The sequence below is a fragment of the Armatimonadota bacterium genome, from assembly GCA_017303935.1.
Lineage (GTDB): Bacteria > Armatimonadota > Fimbriimonadia > Fimbriimonadales > Fimbriimonadaceae > JAFLBD01.
On sequence record JAFLBD010000002.1, the window covers coordinates 134,216 to 160,312 of the forward strand.

The 26,097-nt window shown below is 53.4% G+C and carries 24 protein-coding genes, 1 rRNA gene and 1 pseudogene; 15 read left to right on the top strand and 11 right to left on the bottom strand.

Annotation, left to right across the window (positions count from 1 at the left end; all coding sequences use genetic code 11):
- The first annotated feature begins 37 nt into the window (after positions 1 to 37).
- Both J0L72_05245 and J0L72_05250 read left to right on the top strand, forming a co-directional pair.
- Positions 38 to 1,048: pseudogene (locus J0L72_05245) on the top strand (excinuclease ABC subunit UvrA).
- Positions 1,049 to 1,152: 104 nt separating this feature from the next.
- Positions 1,153 to 2,784: a CTP synthase gene (locus J0L72_05250; protein MBN8690184.1), complete on the top strand. Its 1,632-nt coding sequence runs from the start codon at positions 1,153 to 1,155 to the stop codon at positions 2,782 to 2,784.
- On the opposite strand, the gene J0L72_05255 is transcribed toward J0L72_05250, so the two are convergent.
- On the bottom strand, positions 2,770 to 3,426 hold the full coding sequence (locus J0L72_05255) for an HAD-IA family hydrolase (GenBank protein MBN8690185.1): 657 nt from the start codon (positions 3,424 to 3,426) through the stop codon (positions 2,770 to 2,772). The genes J0L72_05250 and J0L72_05255 overlap by 15 nt on opposite strands.
- On the opposite strand from J0L72_05255, the gene J0L72_05260 reads away from it, so the two are divergent.
- Complete coding sequence (locus J0L72_05260; protein MBN8690186.1) at positions 3,426 to 5,243, top strand: bifunctional homocysteine S-methyltransferase/methylenetetrahydrofolate reductase; 1,818 nt, start codon at positions 3,426 to 3,428, stop codon at positions 5,241 to 5,243. The genes J0L72_05255 and J0L72_05260 overlap by 1 nt on opposite strands.
- Before the next feature lies 1 nt (position 5,244).
- On the opposite strand, the gene J0L72_05265 is transcribed toward J0L72_05260, so the two are convergent.
- A complete protein-coding gene (locus J0L72_05265) occupies positions 5,245 to 6,867 on the bottom strand; it encodes a family 20 glycosylhydrolase (protein MBN8690187.1) in 1,623 nt (540 codons plus the stop codon).
- Between the two features lie 102 nt (positions 6,868 to 6,969).
- Between J0L72_05265 and J0L72_05270 the strand changes: the two genes are divergently transcribed.
- From J0L72_05270 to J0L72_05295, 6 genes are all read left to right on the top strand, one after another.
- Positions 6,970 to 7,743 (top strand): PspA/IM30 family protein, encoded by a 774-nt coding sequence (locus J0L72_05270; GenBank protein MBN8690188.1) that lies wholly within the window; start codon positions 6,970 to 6,972, stop codon positions 7,741 to 7,743.
- A gap of 50 nt (positions 7,744 to 7,793) precedes the next feature.
- A complete protein-coding gene (locus J0L72_05275) occupies positions 7,794 to 8,366 on the top strand; it encodes a response regulator (GenBank protein MBN8690189.1) in 573 nt (190 codons plus the stop codon).
- A 2-nt stretch (positions 8,367 to 8,368) separates the two neighbouring features.
- The gene (locus tag J0L72_05280; protein MBN8690190.1) at positions 8,369 to 8,866 is read left to right on the top strand and encodes an HIT domain-containing protein; all 498 of its coding nucleotides are present in this window, start codon (positions 8,369 to 8,371) and stop codon (positions 8,864 to 8,866) included.
- On the top strand, positions 8,863 to 9,468 hold the full coding sequence (locus J0L72_05285) for a uracil-DNA glycosylase (protein MBN8690191.1): 606 nt from the start codon (positions 8,863 to 8,865) through the stop codon (positions 9,466 to 9,468). The genes J0L72_05280 and J0L72_05285 overlap by 4 nt, the downstream gene beginning before the upstream one ends.
- 24 nt (positions 9,469 to 9,492) lie before the next feature.
- On the top strand, positions 9,493 to 10,170 hold the full coding sequence (locus J0L72_05290) for a hypothetical protein (protein MBN8690192.1): 678 nt from the start codon (positions 9,493 to 9,495) through the stop codon (positions 10,168 to 10,170).
- 99 nt (positions 10,171 to 10,269) lie between these two features.
- On the top strand, positions 10,270 to 11,556 hold the full coding sequence (locus J0L72_05295) for a phytase (GenBank protein MBN8690193.1): 1,287 nt from the start codon (positions 10,270 to 10,272) through the stop codon (positions 11,554 to 11,556).
- On the opposite strand, the gene J0L72_05300 is transcribed toward J0L72_05295, so the two are convergent.
- Positions 11,537 to 11,800, bottom strand: a complete 264-nt coding sequence (locus J0L72_05300; GenBank protein MBN8690194.1) for a DUF1232 domain-containing protein — start codon at positions 11,798 to 11,800, stop codon at positions 11,537 to 11,539. The two genes, J0L72_05295 and J0L72_05300, sit on opposite strands and share 20 nt — an antisense overlap.
- Positions 11,801 to 11,873: 73 nt before the next feature.
- On the opposite strand from J0L72_05300, the gene J0L72_05305 reads away from it, so the two are divergent.
- From J0L72_05305 to prfB, 4 genes are all read left to right on the top strand, one after another.
- Positions 11,874 to 12,359, top strand: a complete 486-nt coding sequence (locus tag J0L72_05305; protein MBN8690195.1) for a hypothetical protein — start codon at positions 11,874 to 11,876, stop codon at positions 12,357 to 12,359.
- Positions 12,360 to 12,379: 20 nt separating this feature from the next.
- Positions 12,380 to 12,787: a flagellar export chaperone FliS gene (gene fliS / locus J0L72_05310; GenBank protein MBN8690196.1), complete on the top strand. Its 408-nt coding sequence runs from the start codon at positions 12,380 to 12,382 to the stop codon at positions 12,785 to 12,787.
- Positions 12,777 to 13,118, top strand: coding sequence for a hypothetical protein (locus tag J0L72_05315; protein ID MBN8690197.1), 342 nt, complete (start codon positions 12,777 to 12,779; stop codon positions 13,116 to 13,118). Before fliS ends, J0L72_05315 begins: the two co-directional genes overlap by 11 nt.
- A 92-nt stretch (positions 13,119 to 13,210) precedes the next feature.
- The gene (gene prfB / locus J0L72_05320; GenBank protein MBN8690198.1) at positions 13,211 to 14,257 is read left to right on the top strand and encodes a peptide chain release factor 2; all 1,047 of its coding nucleotides are present in this window, start codon (positions 13,211 to 13,213) and stop codon (positions 14,255 to 14,257) included.
- Between the two features lie 8 nt (positions 14,258 to 14,265).
- Here the strand turns inward: prfB and J0L72_05325 are convergent, their stop codons facing one another.
- Positions 14,266 to 15,087 (bottom strand): alpha/beta hydrolase, encoded by an 822-nt coding sequence (locus tag J0L72_05325; GenBank protein ID MBN8690199.1) that lies wholly within the window; start codon positions 15,085 to 15,087, stop codon positions 14,266 to 14,268.
- A 130-nt stretch (positions 15,088 to 15,217) separates the two neighbouring features.
- Here J0L72_05325 and J0L72_05330 point away from each other — a divergent pair, with 130 nt between their 5' ends.
- Positions 15,218 to 15,826 carry a hypothetical protein gene (locus tag J0L72_05330; protein ID MBN8690200.1) on the top strand — a complete coding sequence of 203 codons (609 nt, stop codon included), beginning with the start codon at positions 15,218 to 15,220 and terminating at the stop codon, positions 15,824 to 15,826.
- A 4-nt stretch (positions 15,827 to 15,830) separates the two neighbouring features.
- Positions 15,831 to 16,619, top strand: a complete 789-nt coding sequence (locus tag J0L72_05335) for an MBL fold metallo-hydrolase (protein MBN8690201.1) — start codon at positions 15,831 to 15,833, stop codon at positions 16,617 to 16,619.
- Here J0L72_05335 and rfbC read toward each other — a convergent pair.
- The 7 genes from rfbC to J0L72_05370 form a co-directional block, all read right to left on the bottom strand.
- The gene (gene rfbC, locus J0L72_05340) at positions 16,597 to 17,133 is read right to left on the bottom strand and encodes a dTDP-4-dehydrorhamnose 3,5-epimerase (protein MBN8690202.1); all 537 of its coding nucleotides are present in this window, start codon (positions 17,131 to 17,133) and stop codon (positions 16,597 to 16,599) included. The two genes, J0L72_05335 and rfbC, sit on opposite strands and share 23 nt — an antisense overlap.
- A gap of 10 nt (positions 17,134 to 17,143) precedes the next feature.
- On the bottom strand, positions 17,144 to 17,743 hold the full coding sequence (locus tag J0L72_05345) for a nitroreductase family protein (protein MBN8690203.1): 600 nt from the start codon (positions 17,741 to 17,743) through the stop codon (positions 17,144 to 17,146).
- Between the two features lie 199 nt (positions 17,744 to 17,942).
- Positions 17,943 to 19,454, bottom strand: a 16S ribosomal RNA gene (locus J0L72_05350).
- A 345-nt stretch (positions 19,455 to 19,799) separates the two neighbouring features.
- Complete coding sequence (locus J0L72_05355) at positions 19,800 to 21,461, bottom strand: AAA family ATPase (GenBank protein ID MBN8690204.1); 1,662 nt, start codon at positions 21,459 to 21,461, stop codon at positions 19,800 to 19,802.
- A 59-nt stretch (positions 21,462 to 21,520) separates the two neighbouring features.
- Entirely contained in the window at positions 21,521 to 23,929 is a 2,409-nt protein-coding gene (gene priA / locus J0L72_05360; GenBank protein MBN8690205.1) for a primosomal protein N', read from the bottom strand.
- Complete coding sequence (serC, locus tag J0L72_05365; GenBank protein ID MBN8690206.1) at positions 23,930 to 25,030, bottom strand: 3-phosphoserine/phosphohydroxythreonine transaminase; 1,101 nt, start codon at positions 25,028 to 25,030, stop codon at positions 23,930 to 23,932.
- A gap of 29 nt (positions 25,031 to 25,059) precedes the next feature.
- Positions 25,060 to 26,097 carry a phosphoribosylformylglycinamidine cyclo-ligase gene (locus J0L72_05370; protein MBN8690207.1) on the bottom strand — a complete coding sequence of 346 codons (1,038 nt, stop codon included), beginning with the start codon at positions 26,095 to 26,097 and terminating at the stop codon, positions 25,060 to 25,062.

The window sequence follows — 26,097 nt, forward strand, 5'->3', positions numbered from 1 at the left end:
ATATAGTAGACTCCTGACTAGCATGTCGAACTCGGACTGGATAGTCTTGCGAAACGCCCGTGGCAACAACCTGAAGGGCGTGGATTTAGCTATTCCGAAGGGTCTGTTGACTTGTATCACTGGCGTAAGCGGTAGTGGCAAATCAACTCTGATTCAGGACACCTTGTTTCCGAGGCTGATGTTCGAAACGTACGGCACACGAGGAGCTTGGGAACCACACGACAGCATCGAAGGGCTCGACGGAATCGACAAAATTATTGACATCGATCAGTCGCCCATCGGCAGAACGCCGCGAAGTAATCCGGCCACCTACACAGGAACCTTCGATATGATCCGCGAGCTCATGGCCATGACGCCCGACGCCAAAGTTCGCGGATACAAGAACGGTCGATTTAGTTTTAATGTCAAGGGCGGGCGATGTGAAGCCTGCAAGGGCGACGGCATTCTGAAGATCGAAATGGTCTTCTTGCCAGACGTGTATGTTCCTTGCGAGGTCTGCAAGGGCAAGCGATACAACCGCGAAACACTGGAGGTCAAGTACAAGGGGAAGTCGATTGCCGACATTCTCGCGATGACCCTTGAAGAGGCATGCGAATTCTTCCAGCCAATCCCCAAGATCTACCGCAAGCTTCAAACACTGCTCGACGTCGGGCTGGGATACATCCGCATGGGACAACCCGCGACGACTCTGAGTGGCGGAGAAGCTCAGCGAGTCAAGCTAGCCGCAGAATTGAGTAAGCGCGATACCGGTTCGACGGTTTACATCCTTGACGAGCCGACGACCGGACTGCACTTCGAAGATGTTCAAAAGTTGCTCGAAGTTCTTCACCAATTGGTTAACCGTGGTAACACGGTGATCATTATCGAACACAACTTGGACGTGATCAAGACCGCCGATTACCTTGTCGATCTTGGTCCGGAGGGCGGAACTGGTGGCGGCACGATCGTGGCTATGGGCACACCCGAAGAGGTCGCCGCGAACCAAAACTCACACACTGGGCAGTTTCTGAGAGAAATCTTCGCCAAGCAACAAGTCAAAGTTCGATAATCGAGCCCTTTTCCGGTAGAATTCTACAAACCTCCCGCATTACTGTTCGTAAAAGCGTCTTATTGCCTGGGGTTCCACTTTTTCTGTTTCGGGGGAGATTGCGTATGACGAAGTACATTTTTGTGACGGGTGGTGTGGTGAGTTCGATCGGAAAGGGGATCGCCACCGCCAGTATTGGAAGGTTGCTTCGAAACCGCGGCTACACCGTCGCACCAGTCAAACTCGACCCATACATCAACGTCGACGCAGGCACGATGAACCCGTTTCAGCACGGCGAAGTGTTTGTCACCGAAGATGGCGCCGAAACTGATCTTGACCTGGGCCATTACGAACGATTCATGGATGTCAGCTGTTCGGCGGGATCCAGCATCACCACAGGAAAAGTCTATCGCAACGTGATCGAAGCCGAGCGCCGAGGCGATTATCTTGGCGGGACAGTTCAAGTCATTCCCCATGTCACCAACGAAATCAAGCGACTGATCCAAGATGCCGGCAAGCAACAAGAAGCCGATGTCGTCATCGCCGAAGTCGGAGGGACGGTCGGTGACATCGAAAGCCTCCCATTCCTTGAAGCGATCCGGCAAATGAAGAAGGATGCCGGACCAGAAAACGTGCTCTATGTTCACGTGAGCTTCGTTCCGACCGTCGGCCCATGGCACGAAGTCAAAACAAAGCCCACCCAACATAGCGTTATCAAGCTCCGCGAAATCGGTATCTCCCCAGATGTTCTGGTCTGCCGCAGCGAGGTCCCGATCGGTCAGGATGTGAAGGAGAAAATCTCGCTGTTCTGCGATGTGCCTTCTGAAGCCGTCATCGAATCGCTGAATGCGGCGACGATCTACGAAGTACCGCTCAATTACGAGGAGCTCGGACTTGGAAGATATATTTCGGGGCGACTGGGACTGGATACAACCGAACCAAATCTCAGCGAATGGGGCAAGATCGTTGACACCCTCAAACACCCGCGAAACAAGTGCAAGATCGCTGTTGTCGGGAAGTACACCGGCAACGGAGATAGCTACAAATCCATCGCCGAAGCTCTGATCCATGCCGGTATTCCGAACGATTCTCGAGTGGATATCGAATGGATCGAGAGCGATGTGCTCGAAGGTGAAATGAACCCAGAAGAGCTGCTCAAAGGCGTCGATGGTCTCATCGTTGCTCCTGGATTCGGGATGCGAGGGATTGAAGGAAAAATCCGCGCCGTTAAGTTCGCCCGAGAGACCGGATTGCCTTTCCTCGGAATCTGCCTCGGCATGCAAGTCGCAGTCATTGAATTTGCTCGAAATGCTTGCGGTCTCGAAAACGCAAGCAGCGAAGAATTCAGCGACGTCGCTCCTTACAAGGTAATCCACTTGCTGCCTGACCAGAAAGGAGTCACATCAAAGGGTGGAACGATGCGCCTCGGAAGCTACCCATGCAATATCGTAGGCGGGTCGTTATCGCACGAGCTTTACGGTTCGAACCGCATCACAGAACGACATCGCCACCGATTTGAAGTTAACAATGACTTCAGAGAGAAGTTGAACGAGCACGGAATGTCGATCAGTGGCGTTTCTCCAGACTATCGACTTGTTGAAATGGTCGAAGTTCCAAACCATCCGTTCTTCGTTGCGACACAGGCACACCCAGAGTTTAAGAGCCGTCCGAATCGTCCGCATCCACTCTTCGTTGGGTTGGTCAAGGCGGCCTTGAAAGGTGCGAAGCCTGCGGCGTCAGAGTCAACTCAAGCCTAGGAATTCTCGCATCTGCGAGATCGTGTCGCCGGCGTGATCCACACAGAAGGCAGTCCAGCCGGCGTTGATGCCGGCTTCGACGTTTGACTCAAGGTCGTCGAAGAATACGATTTGATCGGCAGACGCGCCCGTATTCTCCATAAACCACTCGTAAAACCTCGAATCGGGCTTGCCCAACCTGGCTTCATAACTGAATCCTCGGAAGTCTAGGGCGCATACAGATGGGTACTTTTCAGGGCGGGCCATTTCGATACAGTGCGCTTCGTTGGTATTGCTCAGGCATGCGCAACGATAACCCAATGACTGTAAAGATTTAACCAAATGGTGAGCACCTTGGTATTCCCCAAGCAGGATCGAATCGTGGACTTCCTTGGCCTCTGGCGCGGAGCAGCCTAACCATTCTCCGAGTTGAATGCAGTACTCCTGAAAATCAATCTGCTCGCGTTGAAACGGCTCAAAGCAAGGTGCTTCCCACAGGGGTACTGATTTCGTGGAAGGGTTTGTGGCGACGATACCTGCTCCTGCACAGGCCTCACCCCAATTCCGGGCAACCTTTACCAGCACTCCACCTAGGTCAAACACGATCCAACGCATCTTGAACGTGATTGAACCCGAGATTTGGTACACTTGGCCCCAGTTCAATGAAATCGCGATTGCTCGAATTTTTGGATCACTCGGTAATGCTGGGGGATGGTGCAAACGGCACTTTGCTCGCCGCGCACGGATTCGAGCGAGTTCCTTACGACCTCGCGAACGTACTTTCCCCGGAAATCGTGCGTGCCGTCCACAAAGAGTATTTTGATGCTGGCGCGGACTTTGTTGAGACCAATACTTTCTGTGCTAACGCAATCAAAATGGGTGAACTCAATTTTGATCTTGCTGAAATAAACAGGCGCGGGGCACAACTCGCACGCGAAGCTGCTGGTTCAGAAAAATTTGTTTTAGGTGCGATCGGGCCATGCGGCAAGCCGCTCGAACCGATTGGGAGCCTCACCTCCGCAGAAGCATTTCGCGCATTCGCCGACCAAGCCCAAGCCTTGCAAGAAGGCGGCATCGACGGGTTCATTCTCGAAACGTTCATCGATCTTGAAGAGCTGGCGGTAGCGGTCAAGGCTGTTCGGAGCGTGAGCGAACTGCCAATCCTTGCAAGTCGAGCGTTCATTGAAGATGGCGATGCACTTGCTGAAGGGCTACCCGGAAGGTGCGCGACCGAGATGTGCCTCGAAGGCGTGGTCGCCATCGGTGCGAACTGCGTCGTTGGCCCTCAACGGATGATCGACATCGTTCGGCAACTCAGCGAGTCGTCCGAACTGCCGATTATCGCCATGCCGACCCCGGGGCTTCCGCAACTCGTTAAGGGCAAGGTGGTCTACGACATCGCACCGGACTATTTTGCCAAGGCCTCCGTCAGGCTGGTGGAAGAAGGCGCCCGCATCATCGGCGGGTGTTGCGGAACCACACCCAACCACATCGCGAAAATGCGCGAGGCGCTGGACTCGGGGAGCTACAAACCGAAAGTCCCAGCTCGCCATTTTGCGGCGCAAACCGAAAAGAAACCACTCGAGGAGTCGCAACCTACTGAGCTCGCCGAGAAGCTCAAGAAGGGCAAGTTTATTGTCACGGTGGAGGTCGATCTCCCCCGAGGACTCGCGTTCGACAAAGTCCTTGCCAGCTCTCGCCAGCTCAAGATAAAAGGCGCGGACCTGATCGACATTAGCGACGGCGCACGAGCGCGTCTTCGCATGAATCCGCTCAGCGTTTGCACCCTGATCCAAGAGCAAATCGGCATCGAAACGATGATGCACTTTGCATGCAGAGATCGGAACTTGCTGGCGGTTCAAGCAGACCTCCTTGGCGCCCACGCGCTCGGCGTACGCAACATTCTCGCCGTTACTGGGGACCCTGCAAACATCGGCGACTATCCAAGTGCGACCAGCGTGTATGACATCGATGCCATAGGGCTGGTGCGCGTGCTAAACCGATTCAACGAAGGTCTGGACCTCGCCGGATACAGCGTGGGAATGAAGTGCGCGTTCACGATTGCGATTGCGTTCAATCCTCTCGCATTCGATCTGGACACCGAGATCGATCGCCTGATGCGCAAAGTCGACGCGGGCGCGCATGTGGTTTACACTCAACCGCTGTTTGAGCCGAAGCAAGTCGATCTCGCGCTCGAGATTTTGCATCGAACCAAACTCCCGTTGTTCGTCGGTGTTCTACCGCTCAAACATTCACGCCACGCTGAATTTATGCACAATGAGGTTCCAGGAATCGAAATCCCAGACTGGCTTCGCGAGAAGTTGAGCGGCGCCGAAACCGAACTGGACGGGCAGGCGATTGGCATCGAAGCGGCGCAAGCCCTGGCCGCGCACGTGCGATCCGGAGCGCAAGGCATGTACCTAATGCCGCCGTTTGGATCGGCTGCGATTGCCGAACAAGTGATCGACGCGGTTCTCTGACCTACTGGTTAGCCCACCGGTTGATCAGCCACCAACAAGCTTGATCGTGCGGCACGAACTTCGGGTGGGAAATCACCTCGAACGCGGGCAGATAACCCAATTGCCCGTCCCCATACACGCGGATGCGCTGCATGACGGTCATCACCCACTCTTTAGCGATTCGGCAACGTTCGATGTCCGCCAGCGAACCCCCGATTCGCTGATGATTCCAGCGCGCAATCTTGGCAAGATCATCAAAAATCTGCCTCGATGAAGCCAGTTTCGCAACGCATGCCTCTGACCTTCTTGCGCGATATTCCTGTCGTGCTTCCTCGGCGATAGTCACGAATTCGACCGCGCTTCGCAAGAATAAAGAAGGTCCCTTGTAGGCTTCTTCGGGAGCGATTGCCAACGCTTCGGTCGCCAAGTCGATGGCCTTCTTGCCCTTTTCTGTGCCCGCCAACTCTTCGTGATGGTGCATCCAGCACAAAAACGGATTGGACATCAGCAGCAATCGAACCTTGAGTGATGATCGTATTCGGCCTTGATCAAACATGCCGCCAAGTCCCGTCAATGATTCACTCATGAGCCGTGCCCACCGTTCGTGCGCGGGACTTTCCGCGCCGTACTCCGCATAGAAGCTCGTGTCAATTCCGTTCAGAAGCTTGCCGCAGGCTCGAATCGCCGGGAAAACCGTGTCATACGCTCCGAAGAGGCCGCATTCCCAGGTCGTCACACACACGCCGTAAAGGGATTGATCCATCACATCGCGCGTGACCTCGGTCACATTTCGCTCGGAAGCTTCGACATGCATCCAAGTCGCATTGTAAGTCTGCAATGCAGGTGAACCTACAACTTCGAAACCCTTTTGGGTGAATTGGGGCGCGGTCGCGGCAACACCTTTGAAGTACTGCCAGTCGAAGATTAGGGTGTCCTTCGGCATGAATTCTAGAGCAAGCGGGTGATCGTAATACATGTCACCCCAGACTGCAGGGCGACGCCCTTTTGCCTTGACGTATTCCGCGAGAGGACCAAAGTGCGCACCGTAGAGCAAAGCCTTTCCGTCCAGCCCTTCTTCCGCATTTGCTTTCGTGACACCGTAATTCTCCGCGTCGGACTCCGATTCCACGCGCTCGCTGACTATGCCTGCGAACCGATCTTGAAATTCTGCCTTAAGGGTTTCGATCCGGTCCTTGCTCGCCTGATTCGCCCCAAGCTGCCAAGTCTCGTCGCCTCCGATATGGATGATGTCGCTGTTGAACGCCTCGCACGTATCGTCGATGAGCTTCTTGCAGAGTTCGACAAATGCTGGATTGGCGGGTGAAGCCTGCAATCCGCTGAACAGCTCTTCTCGGTACTGCTTGCCTTCCTCGGTGTAAAGGAAGCCTTCAAAATGCCCCAAGAGATTGATGAAGGGGATGATTTTCAGTTCAGGAAACTCGTTGACCAGCTGTTTGACCATTTCTGGCGTGACGCATTCTTTACCGTGCACCCATGGCGCGCTGGGGTAGGCGAATCGATGCTCTAGATACAGGCCGAGGGCGTTGTATCCAGAATCCAAAGAGAGTTTGGCGTACCGGCGTAAATGATCAAGGTTTGGAGCCTGCTCACGGGCGATATCAAGCATCCACATCTTCAGCTGCATAGGTTCAATTTACTGCTGATTCGACCTGGTTTGCTTGGCATTGACCTATCAATAGACAGGACCTTGCAACCGAACGTGTATAATTTGCGAAGGAAACCAAAGATGTTTGAGCGATTTTTTCGATGGGTGAAGGCGATGTTCAATCGCGGGATGGACAAGCTGGAAGATCCAGAAATCATGCTGGATCAAGCTCGCCGCGAAATGAGCGAGGCGATGGCCGCCAACAAAGAGCGTGCGGTTCAAGCTATTACGCAAAAAAATAAGCTCCAATCGATGCTGGAAGATCAGATCAAACGATCCCAGTCATTGGACGCAAATGCAGCGATGGCACTCAAGCAAGGCAACCGAGATGCCGCTCGAAGCTTCATTCGCGAAAAACAAACCGTCGATGTCACGATCGAGCAACTCAAGGGCAGCCATGCCGCCGCTGTTGAAACGATCGAGCAAGTTAAGCTCGCCCTTCGACGACAAGAAGAAGAAATTCGCCGAAAGACAAGCGAGGCGCTCGCGCTCAAGGCTCAATGGAAGCAAGCCCAGATTCAAAATGCGGTGAGCAAGAGCCTCGAAGGTCTTACCTTTGAAAACGAATTCGAAAGCACTTACGGCGCTGCCAAGGAAAAGATCAAGGACAAGATGGCAGAAGCCCAAGCCAGACAGGAAATGTTTGGTTCCAGCTTGGCTGGCAAGACCATGAGCATGGAAGACATGGCCATGGATGCTCAAGCTGAAGAAGAATTGAAGAAGATGGAAGAGCGACTCGGAATGGCCGCACCCCAAACTTCGACAACATCAACAGAAACCACCGTCGCCACCGACGTCGACGCTCAACTCGCAGAACTCGAAAAGCGGATCAGCAACCAACAAGAATCTTCTTGATTTGAGTTGTCCGCTGCTCGTGGAATGCGTTCAACCATGAAAGGAGCAGTATGCGTGTATTAATTGCGGACGACGATCCGATTATTCGTTTGGACCTGCGGCAGATGCTGGAGGCCTTGGACTATGAAATTGTGGGCGAAGCGGGCGATGGTAAGGAAGCGCTCTCCCTTGCCGAATCCGAAAAGCCCGATGTGTGCATTTTGGACGTCAAAATGCCCGTGATGGACGGCATCGAGGCGGCAACTTACCTTTCGGAAAACTCCGTCGCGCCAGCCATTTTGCTCACCGCATTTTGCGATCGAGAGTTGATCGAGCGTGCAAAAGACGCCGGCGTTTTTGGATACCTCGTGAAGCCGTTCAAGCCGAACGATCTCCTCCCAGCTATCGAAGTGGCGCGGTCTCGCTATGAGGAAAACATCCAGCTCACCAAAGAAGTGGAAAGCGTGACCGAAAAACTAGAAGTGCGCAAGTTGCTCGACCGAGCAAAGGGGATTTTGATGGAGGATCTCTCGGTCAATGAGGCGGAAGCCTACCGCCGCATCCAAACTCAGAGCATGAATAATCGGAAGTCGATGCGAGAAGTGGCCGAAGCGATTATCTTGGCGAAATCGGTACAGTCCTAAACATGGCCGAGCGACTATGGGCCCCTTGGCGGCTGAAGTACATCGAGAAGGAAAATTACGGACGACCTCAGTCTTCCGGGTGCATCTTTGTCGAGTTACCTAGCCAAGACAACGACGAGGAGAATCTCATCCTCTTTCGCGGCAAAACCGCGTTTGTCATCCTCAATCGGTTCCCGTACACCAATGGTCATTTGATGGTCGCGCCGTACAAACACACCGGAGAAATCTCGGAATTGGACGATGCCGAATTACTCGAGATTAACCAATTGGTTAGTGCGTGTACTCGGTGGATCAAGGCATGTTACGGTGCACAAGGATTCAATATCGGCGTCAATCTCGGCGCTGCTGGAGGTGCTGGAATTCCAGATCACATCCATTGGCACATCGTCCCGCGGTGGCTTGGAGACACTAACTTCATGACTTCAGTTGGCGATGTCCGGGTGATGCCGCAAAGCCTTCAGGATAGTTACCAACGCCTAAAATCTGCCGTCGACCTATGATTGAGCTCTCGGTTCTTCAGGAAGAAGTGGCACAGTGCCACAAGTGCGAAATCGCCGCCAAACGTAGGAACACCGTTTTTGGAGAAGGCAATCCAGACTCGCCGCTGATGATTATCGGCGAGGGCCCTGGAGATCAGGAAGATGCTACAGGACGACCGTTCGTCGGCAAGGCCGGCAAACTGCTCGACTTAGCTCTCGCAGACAACCAGTTGGATCGGACCCACGTTTACATCTGCAATACGGTCAAATGCCGCGCATGTGATTGGCGAAACGACAAGCCGTACAATCGGCCACCGACAGACGAAGAAACCGCCAATTGTCGAAACTGGCTGATGCAACAAATCGAAATCATCAAGCCAAAAGTCATTCTGTGCGTCGGCGCACCCAGCGCAAAGAACCTTATTCGAAAGGACTTCAAGATCACCAAAGATCGTGGAATTCTGAACAAGTCTGAGCATTGCAACGCGATTCTGGCCGCGCTCCACCCCTCCTATATTCTAAGGCAGCAATCGATCGGAGGCGACGGCGGATATTCCACGCTGGTTGCGGACATCAAAAAGGCTTATGAAACCGCGATCAAGCTGAAAGAGGCAGGCAAGTAGCCGCAAAATCGCGTATACAGAGATATGATCACTCCGTTCGACTGGCAAGAAAGCATGGGGCACCGAGCCTCGTTTGTGCAGACGCGCCTTCAATCGGGCACCCCAGTACTGATGGCTTCCGTCACCGAAGGGATTCTGGCGTTCACGATGCGACGCAACGCTCGGAAGCTCTTTGAAATCTACGATCGATTGATGTTCTCCGCGATCGGACAGCAGTCCGATATGGAGCAAATCCGAGTCGCCAGCATCGATTTTGCTCATCAAGAAGGGTTTAACCGAAGCGAAGAAGATGTCACTATCCAGCGCGTTGTGAGCGCAATCTCTGCGCCACTCAAACGAGCCTTCGCCGACTTCAATACTGCTCCATTTGTTGTCCAAGGCTTGTTCGCGGAAGTCGCGGATTCGCCTGAAGGTGACCAGTATTACCTCCTCGATTTCGATGGCGATTTCACCACGCTCAAAGCGCGGGGGTACCTTTGCGGATCGACAGAAGGTGATGCGGCTATCCACGCTGAATTGAAGAAAATCGACTTCTTAAAGCTCGACCTCAAGAGCGCGATTGCCGAACTTCAACGGGTTTGGGCACTTGCATTGAGCCCCGATGGCAAACAATCGTTCGAAAAGCTAAGTCAAAACCTTGTACCGGAAGTAGCCCTTCTCGAGAGGGCTCCGAAGGGCGAACAGCGGTTTAAGTTGCTGTAATCCCAGCAAAAACGTAAACTAATACTAGCAAGTATTTTTCGGATTGTTCGGAATAATGTTTTCGTGGGGCGCGGCCTTTGGGCCCGCAATTTGTACGAAATGCGGCGAACTTTAGAATTTGGGGCGGTCTTGCTAGCGCTGTTGCTGGCAGGATGTACCGCGCCCCCATCCAAACGCCGCGCGGGCAATCTTTGGGACATCGGCTACCTCAATTCGCTCCCACCACCACTCGATCCTGAGCCTGTCGAACCGCTATTGCACTCCGAATCGTTTCCACACATGGTCGGAGATGTCGCCATTTGGGGACATCCGTCTGATCCCAACCAGAGTTTGGTGATCGCTACTGATTTGAGCCGCAAAGGCGCGATTCTCGTTTTTGATACCGAGGGTAAACCCGTTCAAACGCTGGACGGGATCGCGATGCCGTATGGAGTTGAGGTTCAAACCCAGTTCAACTTCGGCCGCAGAGAGATTGACATCGTCGCAACCATCGAGCGCGAAACGAACCGGCTCCGAATTTTTGGAATCAATCCGACCAAGCGAAAGCTGTGGGAAATTTCCGGCGATACCAAGCTGTTTAGCGAGAACTTTCCGCCGGATACATCGGCGCAAGGGCTTGCCCTGTATCGAAGTCAGACCGATGAGCGGACATACGCCTTTGTCAGCCGAAAGCGAAACAACGACGAAGGCGGGATTATCTTGCAGTACGAACTGGTGGCGAAAGACGGCCGAATCAGCCTGAAGTTCATCAGAGATTTCGGCGATTTCTCTCACCGTGGCATCGTGAAAGTCTTGCTTGCTGACGACTACCTGGGATATTTGTACTATGTCGATCGCAGCGCGGGAATTCGAAAGTATTCCGCTGAGCCGCACCTCTACGGTGTCAACCACGAATTAGCGCAATTCGGCGCGGCAGGTTGGCGCGACTACCCAACGGGCCTCGCACTTTGGAACAGCCGTGTGGTTGGAAAGGGCTACATCATGTCGGTCGAAAAGCTGATTGACCGCACCGCTCTGCGGACCTTCAAGCGCGAAGGCGAAGTCGACGAGCCGAACCGACACAACATCGAAGGGATTTACCGAACGATTTCTTCCAGCGACATCTCTGGAATCGATATATGCCTGTTGCCGATGAAGATGTTCCCTGAAGGTCTCATCGTGGTTGCGAACCAGAATTCCAGCACGCTCGATTATTACAGTTGGCGCAGCATCAGGTCCCAGAATCTCTCGGTCAGACAGCGTCAAACGCTCCGAGACAATTCTGTGAATTGGGACTCAAATTCTGCGCCAACAAACGAATCGGGTAGTGGTGCAAAAGCCCCACGGAGTGAAGAGTCAGGCGAAGGAACAAATTCTGACGAGTTGACTAGAAACTCGATTCAATGATCCTTGGTGGAATCTTTGCTGGAATTCGCTCCAGCCCTTTGAGCGCTTGGCTGAGAAGTCCCAGAACGATCACAATATCGTCAATCCAACCGAGAATCGGAAGGACATCGGGCACAAAGTCAATCGGAGAAATCAAGTAGAGGCCAGCCACGATAGGCAAAACCTTGATCCAAATCGGTACCGATGGATCTTTAAAGGAACCAATCAACCGAACTACTGATTTCATTCGTCGAAACGCGTTCATCAATGGTAAAACGCTCATCGAGAAGGGTCGAAATGCCCGCTGGGTCCAAAGTCTGTGGTAGCTTGAAATCACTGTGGCATTTGAGCCTCTTCAAACCGACGAGAAATTAGAAAAACCGATCAAGGCGGGGCCGAATTTTGAGGCCCAAATCCTGTCCGGTTGCTCGTTTTTCGTTGTCACCTCGCTTCTCACTTATCTCATAGGGGTGTGGCCATTTTTCACATTTCCGGATCAGCACCTGATCGCGAAATTCCTGATTGCGTGCGCCTTTGGACTACTTCCAAGTGCAATTTTGGGCGTGTTCGCTGGAATCAAGGGCGGGGTTCCTGGTGCATGCGGATTCTTGGGCGGGACGATCGCCATCGCCATGTTCATGTACCTGCGAATCGGCCAAATCATGTTGGGAGAATCGATGCCCGATCTTCCAAAGCCGGACTATCCTAGAGCGGCATCCTGGATTTTGCCGCTGTTCTGGACCGTAATTGCGATCATCATTGCAGGAATTTCTGCTCAAATCGGCGAGAGAGCCCATTCAAAAAAGCAAGAAAATAGCCGATGATTCCGTTAAGGTGATCGGTTTTGAATAGAGGCCAGTACGTAGACGAATATCGAAAGAACGCCGTGAACTCGGCATCGCCACTTCAGTTGGTGATCATGCTGTATGATGGCGCGATCCATTCTATGGAATTGGCGAAAGCGGCTATCGGCAGCGGAGACCTCTTCACACAGAACGCACAGCTTCAAAAAGCGCAGCGAATCGTCGCCGAATTGACCAGCTGCCTTGACATGAAGGAAGGCGGAGAAATCGCACAAAACCTGTTCGGGCTCTATGGGTACGTCTACAACTGCCTAGTGGAGGCAAATTTGGGCGACGACGCTTCCAAGATCGACGCCAGCCTCACCGTGATGACAAACCTGCGCGAGAGCTGGAGCGAAATCGAGCGAAACCAACGCGAGAATTCCGGAGGACAGCAACTTGCCAGCTAGTGCCAACCCGATTTTTGAGCGATACCTTCTACTCTCCGAAACGCTGATCAACGCGCTTGAGGCCGGCAATATCTCAGAGCTTCGAATTCTGCTGGACGAGCGAGATGTCGCGCTCGATATTCTCATTGAATCTGATTTTGAGGGCATCACCCAACAAGAACTTCATGGCGCCATCGCACTGGAAAAGCAATTTCAGACGATTCTCGCCACAGAAACCAAAGTGGTTCGAGATGCCATGCTCGCCGAGTACAAAGAACGGATCGCCGCGGTCAAATACCGGTTGAACGATACAGATACTGGCGATAGCGGCGAACAATCAATCGCTTGCTGACCCCTTGGCGGGTACAATTCCGGTCGTGCTGAACCTAGACCAGCAAGAATCTTTGTCCAACGCCAAGAAGCGTTTGGACGCGATCAGGGGGCATCTTTGACGTCCCCAACAAGCAACAACACATTGCTCAGATAGAAGAGCAATCAGCCCAACCTGACTTTTGGGACGATCCGGCAGCAGCCAACAAAATTCTTCAGCGACTCGCGAGGTTGAAAGACGTCGTCAATCCATTTTTGGGATTCGTTCGCCGCGAGCAGGATATCGCTGACTTTTACGAACTCCTGAAAGAGGAAGCCAACGAGGAGCTTGAAAAAGAGGCCGACGCCACTGCGCTCGCTTTTCTAAAGGACCTCGATAAGTTCGAGATTCAGACATTGCTTTCGGGCGAACACGATCCCCGAAATGCACTGGTCGAAATCAACGCTGGCGCGGGCGGAAGCGAGGCCTGCGACTGGGCTTCAATCCTATTTCGCATGTACATGCGCTGGGCAGAAGAGCGCGGATACAAGCTTGAAATTCTCAGCGAAACTGAAGGTGACGTCACCGGATATCGAACCGTGCAATTCCAGGTCACGGGCGCTAACGCTTACGGCTATTTGAAGTGCGAAAATGGTGTTCACCGTTTGGTTAGAATCTCGCCATTCGACTCGGCCGCAAGACGTCATACGAGCTTCTGCAAGGTCGAAGTTCTTCCTGAGATCGAAGAGAGCGAAGTTCAAATCAGTCCTGATGACCTCAAGGTAGAAACCTTGCGGGCTGGTGGCGCCGGCGGTCAGCACGTCAACAAAACCGAGTCCGCGGTACGCCTGACCCACATTCCCACTGGAATCGTCGTCCAGTGTCAGAACGAGCGGTCCCAGCACAAGAACCGCGCCGCTGCGATGAGTGTTCTGCTGGCACGACTGGCAGAAGTCGAACGACTTCGACAGGAAGGCAAAATGAGCACGATGAAAGTCTCTGGGCCTGCCGAGTGGGGCCGCCAAATCCGGTCATACGTCCTTCAACCATACACTCTGGTGAAAGACCACCGAACGGGCTTTGAAAATGCAAACGCATCGGGAGTTCTCGATGGTCAGATCGACGGATTTATCGAAGCGTTTCTAAAGCGACCACCTTCCGAAGACTCGTTTATCGAGTAGCGATCGTATTAGGGCAGTATCGGACCAAGTTCGCGATCAAAGAACCGGACGATACTGTCTTCGAACAAGTCGTATTTGGCTTCGTGCGCCAGGTTTGGCACAACTTGCAATTGGTGCCGAACTTTGGCCTTTGCCAGTGAAGCCGCCATGATTCGGCTCTGTTCGACCGGCACTGTTTCATCCTTCAATCCGTGGATGATCCAAGTCGGCGGGTCGTCCGGGGTGATGTAAGTCACAGGACTTGCTGCAGCCGCTAGATCGGGCCGTTGCATCGGATTTGCGCCAAGCAATTGGGCTTCTGGAGAAGCTGCTCCGATCAAATCCGACCGGACATTCTTTTGGTTCAATCGCGACTTAGTGATTTGAACCAGGTCCGTCGTAGGGAAGATCGCGGCAATCGCTCGCACTTTTACCGGAGACTCGCCCTCTCGCAAAAACGCGTCTGGAGCATAAGCGGCCAAGCTCGCGAGATGACCGCCAGCTGACATTCCCCAGATCCCAATTCGGGTGCTGTCGACTCCATATTCACTGCTGTGAGTGGCAATCCACTTCAGCGCGTCACGGACATCCAGGAGCTGAGCAGGGAAGATCGCTTCTTGACTCAGTCGGTAGTCGCAAGTGAAGCAGACATAGCCGCGCAGAGCGAGCTCCCATTGCACCGGGTTTGGCATATCTCGGCGTCCATCTCGCCACGCTCCGCCATGCAAAAACAGGACTGCCGGCTGAGGCTTGTTCGAAAAATTGGGGCGGCGTACGACGTCGATTTTCAGCTCAATTCGCCCCTGATTCGAGAAAACCAAACCAGAAGCGACTTGCAAATTCTCCGGCATTACCAGAGGTTTGCTTGTCCCAAGAACCAACGAAATCAATGCTGCGTTCAGCATAAAGCCATGAAACGTCAATGTACCCGCAATTCCGAGCATCGAACCTAGTTGCGCTTAGGTAGAATTCGAGCTAATTATGTCGGTGGACGTTCACGCCTTGTGGGCCGAAGTGATGCCGGAGGTTCGCAATGCCGTCACTGGCGTGGGCGTCTGGACGGCGCTCAATAGTTGCCGAGCGGTCACTTTAGAAGACGGTCAGTTTGTAATCGGGCTCCCGGGCGAAAGCGGAGACCTGGCTGGACACTTGCGCCTGGGCCAAACGCGCACCTTAATGGAACGGCTCCTTGCCAACAAACTGGGGCAAACCGTCACCGTTCGAGTGATCGACGGCATTGAGCAATCGGATTGGGAGCTAGTCAAGCGGCGCGATGTCGAAGCTCGGAGATTGCAGGATCAAGCCGTTGCCCGGCAAAAGGCGGAGATTCAATCCCGTTCTAGTTGGGACAGCGTTTACGACCAGATTAGCCGCAAGTTCGCTGAGATTCCGAACAAGTCTTTGCCGCAAAACAAAGCGAGATTCTTCACCGAAGCGTTGAATCTAGTTCTCGAAGGCCTGAAGACCATGCCGATCAAAGACGAGCTTTCAGAGCGGAATTTTGCTCGGTGTATTGAGCGTGTCGCCCAGTACTCCGAAATCCCCAGTACCCTCGTCGCCATGATGATCAACGAACGTCAGGGAAGCTGATTCTTTGCAGATCGGAACAGCAATCATCCTCGGTTCAGGGACCAGCAACGGCTGCCCCAGCCTTGGATTTGATTACCCTGATGCGTTCCTAGACAACCCCAAGAACTGGAGAACTCGGCCATCGTTACTCGTCCAGGGACCGGCCGGCAACTTCCTCGTTGATGCTGGGCCCGAGCTTCGCTTGCAGCTTTTGCGAGAACGAATCACTGAAGTCGATTCGGTCCTGATCACACACACACACGCCGACCATATCATGGGAATGGACGACCTGCGCTGCTTCGAACAGCGGATGAACAAGCAGATGGCGATCTATGCTCAACCGCATGATCAAGAAGTGCTGCGGAGAGTGTTTTCATATGCCTTCGGCCAATTTCCGCCTGGAGTTCATGTGCCTCGGTTCGATCTACGAGATGTTCCGCCTGTCCTGGATGTTGTTGGACTCACAGTTGAGACGATGATCGTGATGCACGGCCCAACTCCAGTCGTCGGGATAAGGATCGGGGATTTTGCCTATCTGACCGATGTCAACTTCATCCCGGAGGATGCCAGAGCCAAGCTCCAAAATCTTGATGTTCTCGTGATTGATGCTGTGCGACGGACGCCTCATCCAAATCACTTTCACTTCGAAGCAGCCATAGAAGAAGTGGGGCGGCTCTCTCCTCGCATGGCCTACTTTACGCACCTGAGCCACGACTACGATCATGACATCACTGAGGCGACCGAACTCCCACCTCACATCCGGCTATGCTACGACGGCATAAAGTTGCCGATCAATACCGCTCAATCTCGCTGAGCAAGGGCGCAGCATGGTCTTTTGCGCTCAAGAGTGGGGAACTCGTTTTCCATTGGATCCCGATTGTAGGATCGTCATAACGAATTGCCCGGTCAAACTCTGGGAGATAGACTTCGCTCATCAGATAGGCGAATAGACAAGAATCGCTGAGAACCTCGAATCCGTGAGCAAATCCCGGCGGCACCCATAGCTGATGATGGTTCTCGTCTGTGAGTTCTGCGCACCACCACTGACCGTACGTTGCTGAACCTGGACGGATATCAACGGCGTAATCGACGACTTGCCCTTCAAGGCACATCACGAGTTTGCCTTGCGGCTTGGGTTCTTGGAAGTGTAGGCCACGGACGACTCCTTTGGCGGATCGGCTCACGTTGAGCTGGACCAGATCCTTTGGTAATCCGTGGGCTGAGTAATCGCTAGACCGCCACGCTTCGTGGAACCAACCGCGCGAGTCTCCGAAAGCCTTTGGCTCGAAGCGCAATACACCAGCTGGCCCCACGGGCGTGCAATTCATGAAGCTCAGTTTACTTAAACTGAGCGATGCGATCGACGTTGTGGCGATGGTGCGGGAAGCCTTCTTCTGCGCCCTTGCCCAAAGCGATTAGGGCGGGGATGGTGGCGGTAGCAGGCAAACCGAACATCTCCTTGACCTTTGCCGGATCGAAGCCCAGCATTGCGGACGAATCGTAGCCAAGAGACTTGGCGGCAAGCACGAGGTACCCAACATAGATGTAGGCGATGCTGTGGCCCCACTGGTGCATGTCTGGCATGTTTCGGAACGTCTTGACCATGTTCTCAGCCTCAGCTTCGCGCCGTTCGCCATATCCTGGATGCACAAACTCGATCGCATTGGATACGGCATCCTCCATATCGCTGTAGACCACGAGCACTGCCGCAGCCGCGCCAACTTGCGGCTGACCATAGGCAGCAGCCATCAAGTCTTGCTTAACATCTTTGGATTCCACCACGACTACGCGCCAAGGTTGAACGTTCCAGGGAGAAGGGGCAGTACCCGCGATTCTCAAGATTTCATTGAGAGTTTCTCTTGGGATGGCTTCATCGGTGTACTTTCGAATAGATCGCCGGGAATCTGCGGCTTGTTGAACAGTTAAAGGGTTGCTCATAAAGTGACTCACTTATTTGCGTATGCAAATAGTTGTTACGCCTTCTTGTCCTTGCGTGTTGCAAAAGCGGGAGGAAAATAAAAGAAAAAGTCTCTTACTGAAAATCAGTAAGAGACTCTGAAAGCTCGAGATAGTACGTTTTGTGAGACCGACCTGGATATGTCAGGATTCTGCAGTGCAGGCCTGAGTTCTTATCCTTAAAGGAGGTGATCCACCCACACCTTCCGGTACGGGTACCTTGTTACGACTTAGTCCCCCTTACCCCCCTCACCTTCGGCCGCTCCCTCCTTACGGTTAGGCCACGGACTTCGGGTGAAGACAATTCAGGTGACTTGACGGGCGGTGTGTACAAGACCCGGGAACGTATTCAACGCAGCATAGCTGATCTGCGTTTACTAGCGATTCCGCCTTCATGCAGTCGAGTTGCAGACTGCAATCTGAACTGGGGGCGTATTTTTGGGATTTGCTCCACCTCGCGGTATTGCTGCCCTTTGTTGCGCCCATTGTAGCATGTGTGAAGCCCTAGGCGTAACTGCCATGCTGACTTGACGTCATCCACACCTTCCTCCGGTTTACACCGGCGGTCTCGTGTGAGTCCCCGACATTACTCGCTGGTAACACACGACGTGGGTTGCGCTCGTTGCTGGACTTAACCAAACACCTCACGGCACGAGCTGACGACAGCCATGCAACAAGTGTCTTCGGGCTCTCCTTGTGGGAGAGGGGCTCTCTTTCAAGAGCTTTCCCTCGATGTCAAGCCTAGGTAAGGTTCTTCGGTTAGTATCGAATTAATCCACATGCTCCACCGCTTGTGCGGGTCCCCGTCAATTCATTTGAGTTTCAACCTTGCGGCCGTACTCCCCAGGCGGGATACTTAATGCGTTAGCTGCGGCACAAGAGGGGTCGATACCTCTTACGCCTAGTATCCATCGTTTAGGGCGTGGACTACCAGAGTATCTAATTCTGTTTGCTACCCACGCTTTCGCACCTCAGCGTCAGGAAATGCCCAGTAAGCTGCCTTCGCCATGGGTGTTCCTCCCGATATCAACACATGTCACCGTTACACCGGGAATTCCACTTACCTCTGCATCCCTCAAGCCTGCCAGTATGAGAAGCTATTTCCGCGTTGAGCGCTGGAGATTTCACTACTCACTTAACAGGCCGCCTACGTGCGCTTTACGCCCAGTAAATCCGGACAACGCTTGCTCCCTACGTCTTACCGCGGCTGCTGGCACGTAGTTAGCCGGAGCTTATTCGCACGGTACCGTCCTAAGTCTTTCCGTGCAAAAGGTGTTTACAACCCTAAGGCCTTCATCCACCACGCGGCGTCGCGTGTTCAGGGTTTCCCCCATTGACAACGATTCCCAACTGCTGCCACCCGTAGGTGTGAGGGCCGTGTCTCAGTCCCTCTCGGGGGGATCATCCTCTCAGACCCCCTAGCCGTCGTCGCCTTGGTGAGCCATTACCTCACCAACTAGCTGATAGCCCATAAGCCGCTCTCGAAGCGAAAAACCATTTAATCGGGTGATGATGCCACCTCCCGACCACATTTGGTATTAAACCCAGTTTCCCGGGACTATCCCAATCTTCGAGGCACGTTACATATGTATTACTCCGCCGTTCGCCACTAGGTCCGAAGACCTCGTTCGACTTGCATGTTTTAGGCACGCCGCCAGCGTTCGTCCTGAGCCATGATCAAACTCTCCGAAGAAAGTTTTTTTGATTTTATTCCCGTCGTGAGGACGGGTTTAATTTCATGGTTTTGTTTTTTTATTGACTGCCAACACCGCTTCTACAAGAGAAGCGCTTGTTGGCTACTTTGACTTATGTATTCATCAAAGTGCTGGAACTCACAAAATCGCACTATCCTATATCGAGCTTTCAAAGTTCTTGCTCCCGACCTACTCGGCTGGGCGCAAGGGAAATTGTAGGCCAAGGGGTGGACACTTGTCAAGGGCAAATGAAGACTTTTTTCAAAAAAGGTGCTCCAAATCCAGGATTTTGTTCGTCTCGAATCTTTGGCGTCCAAGATAACGCCAAATCCCTACACCCATTCCTACAAGATATTTTTTTCGAGCCAACCTGTTTTTTTTGCCTGGACCACCGATCGGACTCCCACAACGTGCTCGATTTCGAAATCAATCAACTTTAGCCAGTCTTCAACAACGTCCGATTTCGGGAAGATTTCGCCCTCAGAAAACTCGGACGCGATCGCCACAGACAAATCCTCTGGCCGCAATCCCGCCAATACATCCGGATCAGCGATTGCCCTTTCGATGGCATGCTCCTTGGCACGGTCCACCACAGACTTGATCAAAGCCCCAGTGACTAGGTCCTTGTAATAGAGTGTCTGAGCTGAGCCGTTTCGAAGCATCACCTCCAGAAACTCAGTGGACTTATCCTTTTTCCACAACTGTTCGAGAGCGAATTCAATCAGAGCCTTGCGGGCGCAACTCGGTTCTCCATCGTTCTCAGCGACATAGTCCGGGTCAATCGGAAGACGGTCATTGAGATAGATGCCCAAAATGTCGCGCGCTGAATTCAGGTCTGGGCGAGTGATTTTCACTTTGCGGTCGATCCGCTCAGGACGCAATATCGCGGGATCAATATAGTCCGGACGATTGCTGGTCAAAATCACGACCACATTCTCAAGTCCGATCACCCCATCCATCTCTGCGCAGAATTGCGGAACTACCGTATTGCTGATATTCAAATAGCGGCCACTGGAGCGAGTCCTGAGGATGGATTCAGCTTCGTCAATGAAGATCACCACCAACTGCCCCTCAGCAGATCGTCTCCGAGCAACGTCAAAAATCTCGCGCACCATCCGCTCAGATTCACCCAGCCACATGTTCAGAATCTTGGGGCCGCTGATGCTCATGAAGCACTCCTTCACCTCCACGCCCTTCTTCTCGCTATATTCGCGTGCGAGGTTGCTCGCGGTGGCCTTCCCGATCAATGTCTTGCCACACCCCGGAGGGCCATAAAGCAAAATCCCTTTGACCGGCTTCTTATCGAACCGCTCGAAAATTTCGGGGTGCAGTAGCGGCTTTTCAATAGTGTCTCGAATGAGCTTGATCGCCTCTTCCTGCCCGCCAATCTGGTCCCAGCCGATCGGTGTGATCTCCTCGACGAAAAGATCGCTCTGCGCTTTGTTCACCAGATGCTCGACGACAAACCTTCCAGTTGGCTCGATGCGGACGTCATCGCCCTTCTTTATTGAGGAAGCATCCACCGATTCCGAAATCCATACAATTCGGGACACTGCATCTGGCCCTGTTCCGGCAACTTTCAAGGTTTGGCTGTCGACGACTTCCGCGACTCTCGCAAAACCGCCGCCAGGATGAGGCGGTAAGCAACCCACCACCGCGTAGGCATCGTTTACGAGAATGCGGCACCCACGCTTCAGGTCTTCCAGGCGATCGAATTTTGGATCCAGCATCGCCATGAATTCCGAATCTCCAAGCGCGATTAGGGCTTGTCCGCCATCCTTGACTTCGAGCAAGACTCCGATCCGATTTGCTGGCGCAGTCAGCTTTTCATAAGCCTCAGCAAACTGCTCCAATTGCAAAGCGGCTTCCTGTTGGTCCTTTTCGCTTTGGTCGATCGCTGATTCTAGTTCAGCAATCAGCACTGTGAGTTTTGGATCCGATTCAGGGATTCCGGCCTTGATTCGGGCCAGTATCTCGCGAGCGACCGACCGATTTTCTGGGTTCATGCTTCTATCTACGCAAAATTCATTGGTAGCCGCTTGAACACAATGGCGAGATCAAGAAATTACATCATGGTGTAGGGGTCGACATCGACTGCAATCGACACGCCTTCGAACTCACTCTCCTCGATCACTTTTCCGACCGATCCCAGTGATTCACCGAGCATCGCCTTCACCAAGATATGTCGTCGCCATTGGTTATTGAGGCGCTCGATGCTGCAGTCCACCGGGCCCAGAATCTGCATTTGAGGACATTGTGTTTGCAAGGCCTCGCCAACCTTCGCGCTGGCCGCGCGAACTTTTGAGGTGTTCTCGCCCGAAAAAACGATATTGACCAACCGATTGAAGGGCGGATAACCCACTTCCTCCCTTTCTTCGAGTACCGCATTGTATAGCGGCAAATAGTCGTGGCTCTGAGCCATGAGCACCGCCGGATGCTCGGGCGAAAATGTCTGTATGAACACCCGGCCCGGCTTCGAACCTCTCCCAGCCCGTCCCGCAACTTGGCTCAAAAGTTGAAACGCGCGTTCACTCGCCCTAAAGTCCGGTAGGTGCAGTGCGGTATCCGCGACAATCACCCCAACTAGGGTCACATTTGGGAAGTCCAATCCCTTTGCCACCATTTGGGTCCCAACTAGGATATCAAGTTCGCCCGCCCGCATCTGTGCAATGGTCTCTTCCAGGACACCTTTCTTCTTAGCGACGTCGCGATCGAGCCGCGCCACCCGTGCTTCTGGAAATTCGGCCCGCACCACCTCCTCGACCTTCTCTGTCCCGGCACCAGTCGGGGAAATCCGAGTGCTTTCACAACTCGGGCACGCGTCTGGGGCCGGTTGGCGGTGGTCGCAATAATGGCAGACCAACATTGCGGCCTTCTTATGAAAAGAAAGTGTTACCGCGCAACTGGGGCAAGTCATCACATGTCCGCAATCCCGGCAACTCAGGAACGGGGCGTATGCTCTCCGATTGAGAAGCAGAATGACCTGTTCGTTTCTGGATAGCGTTTGTATGATCGCTTCTTTGAGCGGCAGGCTGATCACCGACGGCTTGCCCTGAGTTTGTTGATATTGCTGAGTCAAATCGAGGATCTCGACGCTTGGCAGCGTTGCCGATGCAGTGCGCTTCTCAAGCTTGAGTAGCTCCAACTCGCCGGTCTGAGCCTGCCAAAAAGTCTCGATGCTCGGCGTTGCGGAGCCCAAAACCAGCGGACAATGATGAAGTCGAGCGAGCTCCTTTGCCAACGTTTTTGCCTGGTACCGCGGATACGATTCTTGTTTAAAGGTCTGTTCGTGCTCTTCGTCGACGATGATCAGCCCTAGCCTTTCGAGCGGTGCGAAAATCGCAGACCTCGCCCCCAGCACGATCGGCGATTTGCCATCCCGGATATTCACCCATGTATCCAGCCGTTCGCTCGCCGTTTGGTTCGAGTGGACCACAGCCACACTCGTCCCGAACCGACTCCGTAACTGACCAATAACCTGAGCGGTCAACGCGATTTCTGGAACAAGATACAGGACTTGGCGGCCTTGCTTGAGTGCCTCCGCTGCAGATCGCAGATAGACCTCCGTTTTCCCAGAGCCAGTGACGCCCCAAAGCAGAAAGCCCTTACTCTTTCCGTCCAAGACCGCCGATCGAATTGCTGCAAAAGCTGCTTCTTGTTCTGCGTTGAGTCGATGTGCCGGTGCCGAAGGTCCGGCTTCACCTTCCACTTTCTCGATCAGATTTGCATTCAACAAAGCACGGATGGTCTGGTCGGTGACGCCGCTGAGCGCTTTAATTTCACTCGGGCTGAATTCTGCGCCATCGGATCCTTGAAGTCGAAGCAAGGTTAATGCTTGAGCTGGTTTCTTCCGCCCCTCAGTGACCAAAAACTGTTCGATCCGCGCCGCATCGGAGTTCAATCTGAGCCGATCGGGAAGGCTCGATTTTTCGATTCTAGCCGCGATAGTCAGTTGCTCATCAGCGATTCCAAGTCGCTTCAGACTTCGAAGAGCACGCATCAAAGCCGCAGTGATCGGCCTCGATTTTGTGGCTGCCAATCCGTCTGGCAACTCACTGAGAACGCGCACAACTTCATCCTGGACCGGAGTGAGTTTGGTTCCTGGCGCGACGGGTCCGGTCAGCAACCAAGTCGAAACCAACCGATCCTTAAGGCCGGGCGGCAAACACAAAGAAATCGCCGCAGAAGGAGAAACCAGAAATTCGTTCGCCAAAAACTTCGCGAGCTCGATATGTGCCGGCGGGATATCTACCCCCCGAACAATCGAAGCAATGGCCTTCATTCGGGACTCGGACACTGGCAGGTCTTCGGGCTTTACCTTCCGATTCGCCACGACGAGCCCTAGGACAGTGCGTGCGCCCAGGGGTGCCAAAACACACTGCCCTGCAACAGCTCGATCCGGGTTCAGATAGGTGAGCAGCGAGACATGCCCTGCGACCCGGCTATCTAGCGCGACATCAACGACGTCGATCAATTAGCCGTTCTTTGCGGCAAATTCGCGCATGTAATCCGACAAAACTTGGCAACCTTCGATTGGAAACGCATTATAAATGCTGGCGCGACAGCCGCCAACTGAGCGGTGACCATTCAATTCGAGCATCTTGGCCTCAATCGCACCCTTCAAAAATTCTTTGGTGAGTTCGTCGCTCGGAAGAGTGAAGGTGATGTTCATTTTCGAACGATTCTTGACCTCAGCATGACCCTTGTAGAAGCCAGTCGAGTCAATCGCATCATAAATCAAATTGGCCTTGGCGTCGTTCCGCTTCTCGGCACCAGCCAGTCCACCCATCTTCAGATAATGCTTGTACACCAATCCGCACATGTAGATGCTCCAGCAAGGAGGGGTGTTGTAAAGACTATTGTTTTGAGCCTGAAGCTTATAGTCCAACATCGGGGGAAGTCCGGCAGGGACAGATTCAAGCAGATCGTCGCGAATGATCACCACAGTCACGCCGGCTGGGCCCATGTTCTTTTGCGCGCCAGCATAGATCATCGCGTATTTGGAAACATCTACCGGGCGACTGAGAATGTTGGAGCTCATATCGCAAACGTAGTTCACGTCTGTTCGCGATGGCTCTTCGAAAAAGTCGACGCCATGAACGGTTTCATTGCTGGTGTAGTGGAGATATTTCGCTCCAGCAGTCGGTGCAAGGTCTGCCAAAACTGGCGCATGGTTATAGTTCGATGCCTTAGCGTCGTAGAGCACTTCTACTTGACCACCATAGAGTCTGGCCGCCTCGACTGCCTTGCTTCCCCATGTTCCAGTGACCACGTAGTCCGCCGAACCTTGAGGCCGGAGGTTCATGGCAAGCATCGAGAATTGCAAGCTGGCGCCGCCACCCAAGAACAAAACCTTATAGTTCGATGGGATTCCCATCAACTCGCGAAGATCGGCGATGGTTTGTTCGAGCATCTGCTCAAACGGCTTGGAGCGGTGGCTGAGTTCCATCATGCTCGCGCCGGTTCCGTTCCAGTTCATCAAGCCATCGCGCGCTTCTTCCAACACTTCGACCGGCAAGGTACACGGCCCAGCCGAGAAGTTAAAAACGCGATCATACGGTTGAGCCGACGTCATGGTACTCATACGGCTATTTTAACCGGTATTCACACGATTTGAACATCGTGCGAGCCGCGTTGTGCGGCCCCGATGATAGCAGCGTGTTCACCTGCAGCGACTAGATCACTCACGACCTCGTCCGCAATGTCTTTATCTACGATCATCACTAGACCGATCCCCATATTGAAAGCGCGGTGCATTTCGAAATCTGAAACCTCACCGGCGCTCTGGATCAGCTTAAAGATCTCAGGAGTTTCCCAACTTCGGCGATCCAGTACAACCTGAATATCTGAGGGCGTCACCCGCGGAATATTGTCGTACAGCCCGCCGCCCGTAATGTGCGCAAGGCTCTTGATTCCCGCATGCTTGTCCAACAGTGGCAAAACCACATTCGCGTAACATTTATGCGGTGCCAGGAGTGCCTGAGCCATAGTCTGACCATCGGACAGGATGTCGCGAACGCTCATCCCTTGCCGGTCAAAAAGCGCTCGGCGAGCCAAAGAATAGCCATTGGTGTGTAGCCCAGAGGAAGCCAAACCAATCACGCAATCGCCCGGCATCACCGTCCCGCGCGGGAGCTTTTGGTCTTCGTCCACGACCCCTACGATGCACCCAACCACATCTACTTCGTCGTCCACATAGACGTCTGGCATCTCTGCGGTTTCGCCTCCGATGAGCGCAATTCCTTGTGCCTCACAAGCAGCGGCAGCCCCGCGCACAACCGCATCAAACGCTTCTGAAGAGAGTTTGCTGCACCCAAAGTAATCGAGGAAAAACAGTCCGCGCGCACCCTGGCAGAGAATATCGTTGACGCAGTGATTGACAATGTCTTGGCCAATGCCAGAATAGTCGCCCGCCATTGCCGCAACTTTGGTCTTTGTTCCCACGCCATCGATGCTGCTAACCAATACCGGTCGGGCCATTTCTCCAAACTGGGCGGAAAACAGTGCGCCAAATCCTCCGACTCCACCCAATACGCGATTGTCGTGCGTGGCACGAATCGCATCGCCCAGATTGTGCAACGTATGCTGGGCTGTATCGATGTCCACGCCTGATCCCGCGTAGGTCAAAGGTTGGTCGGTCAT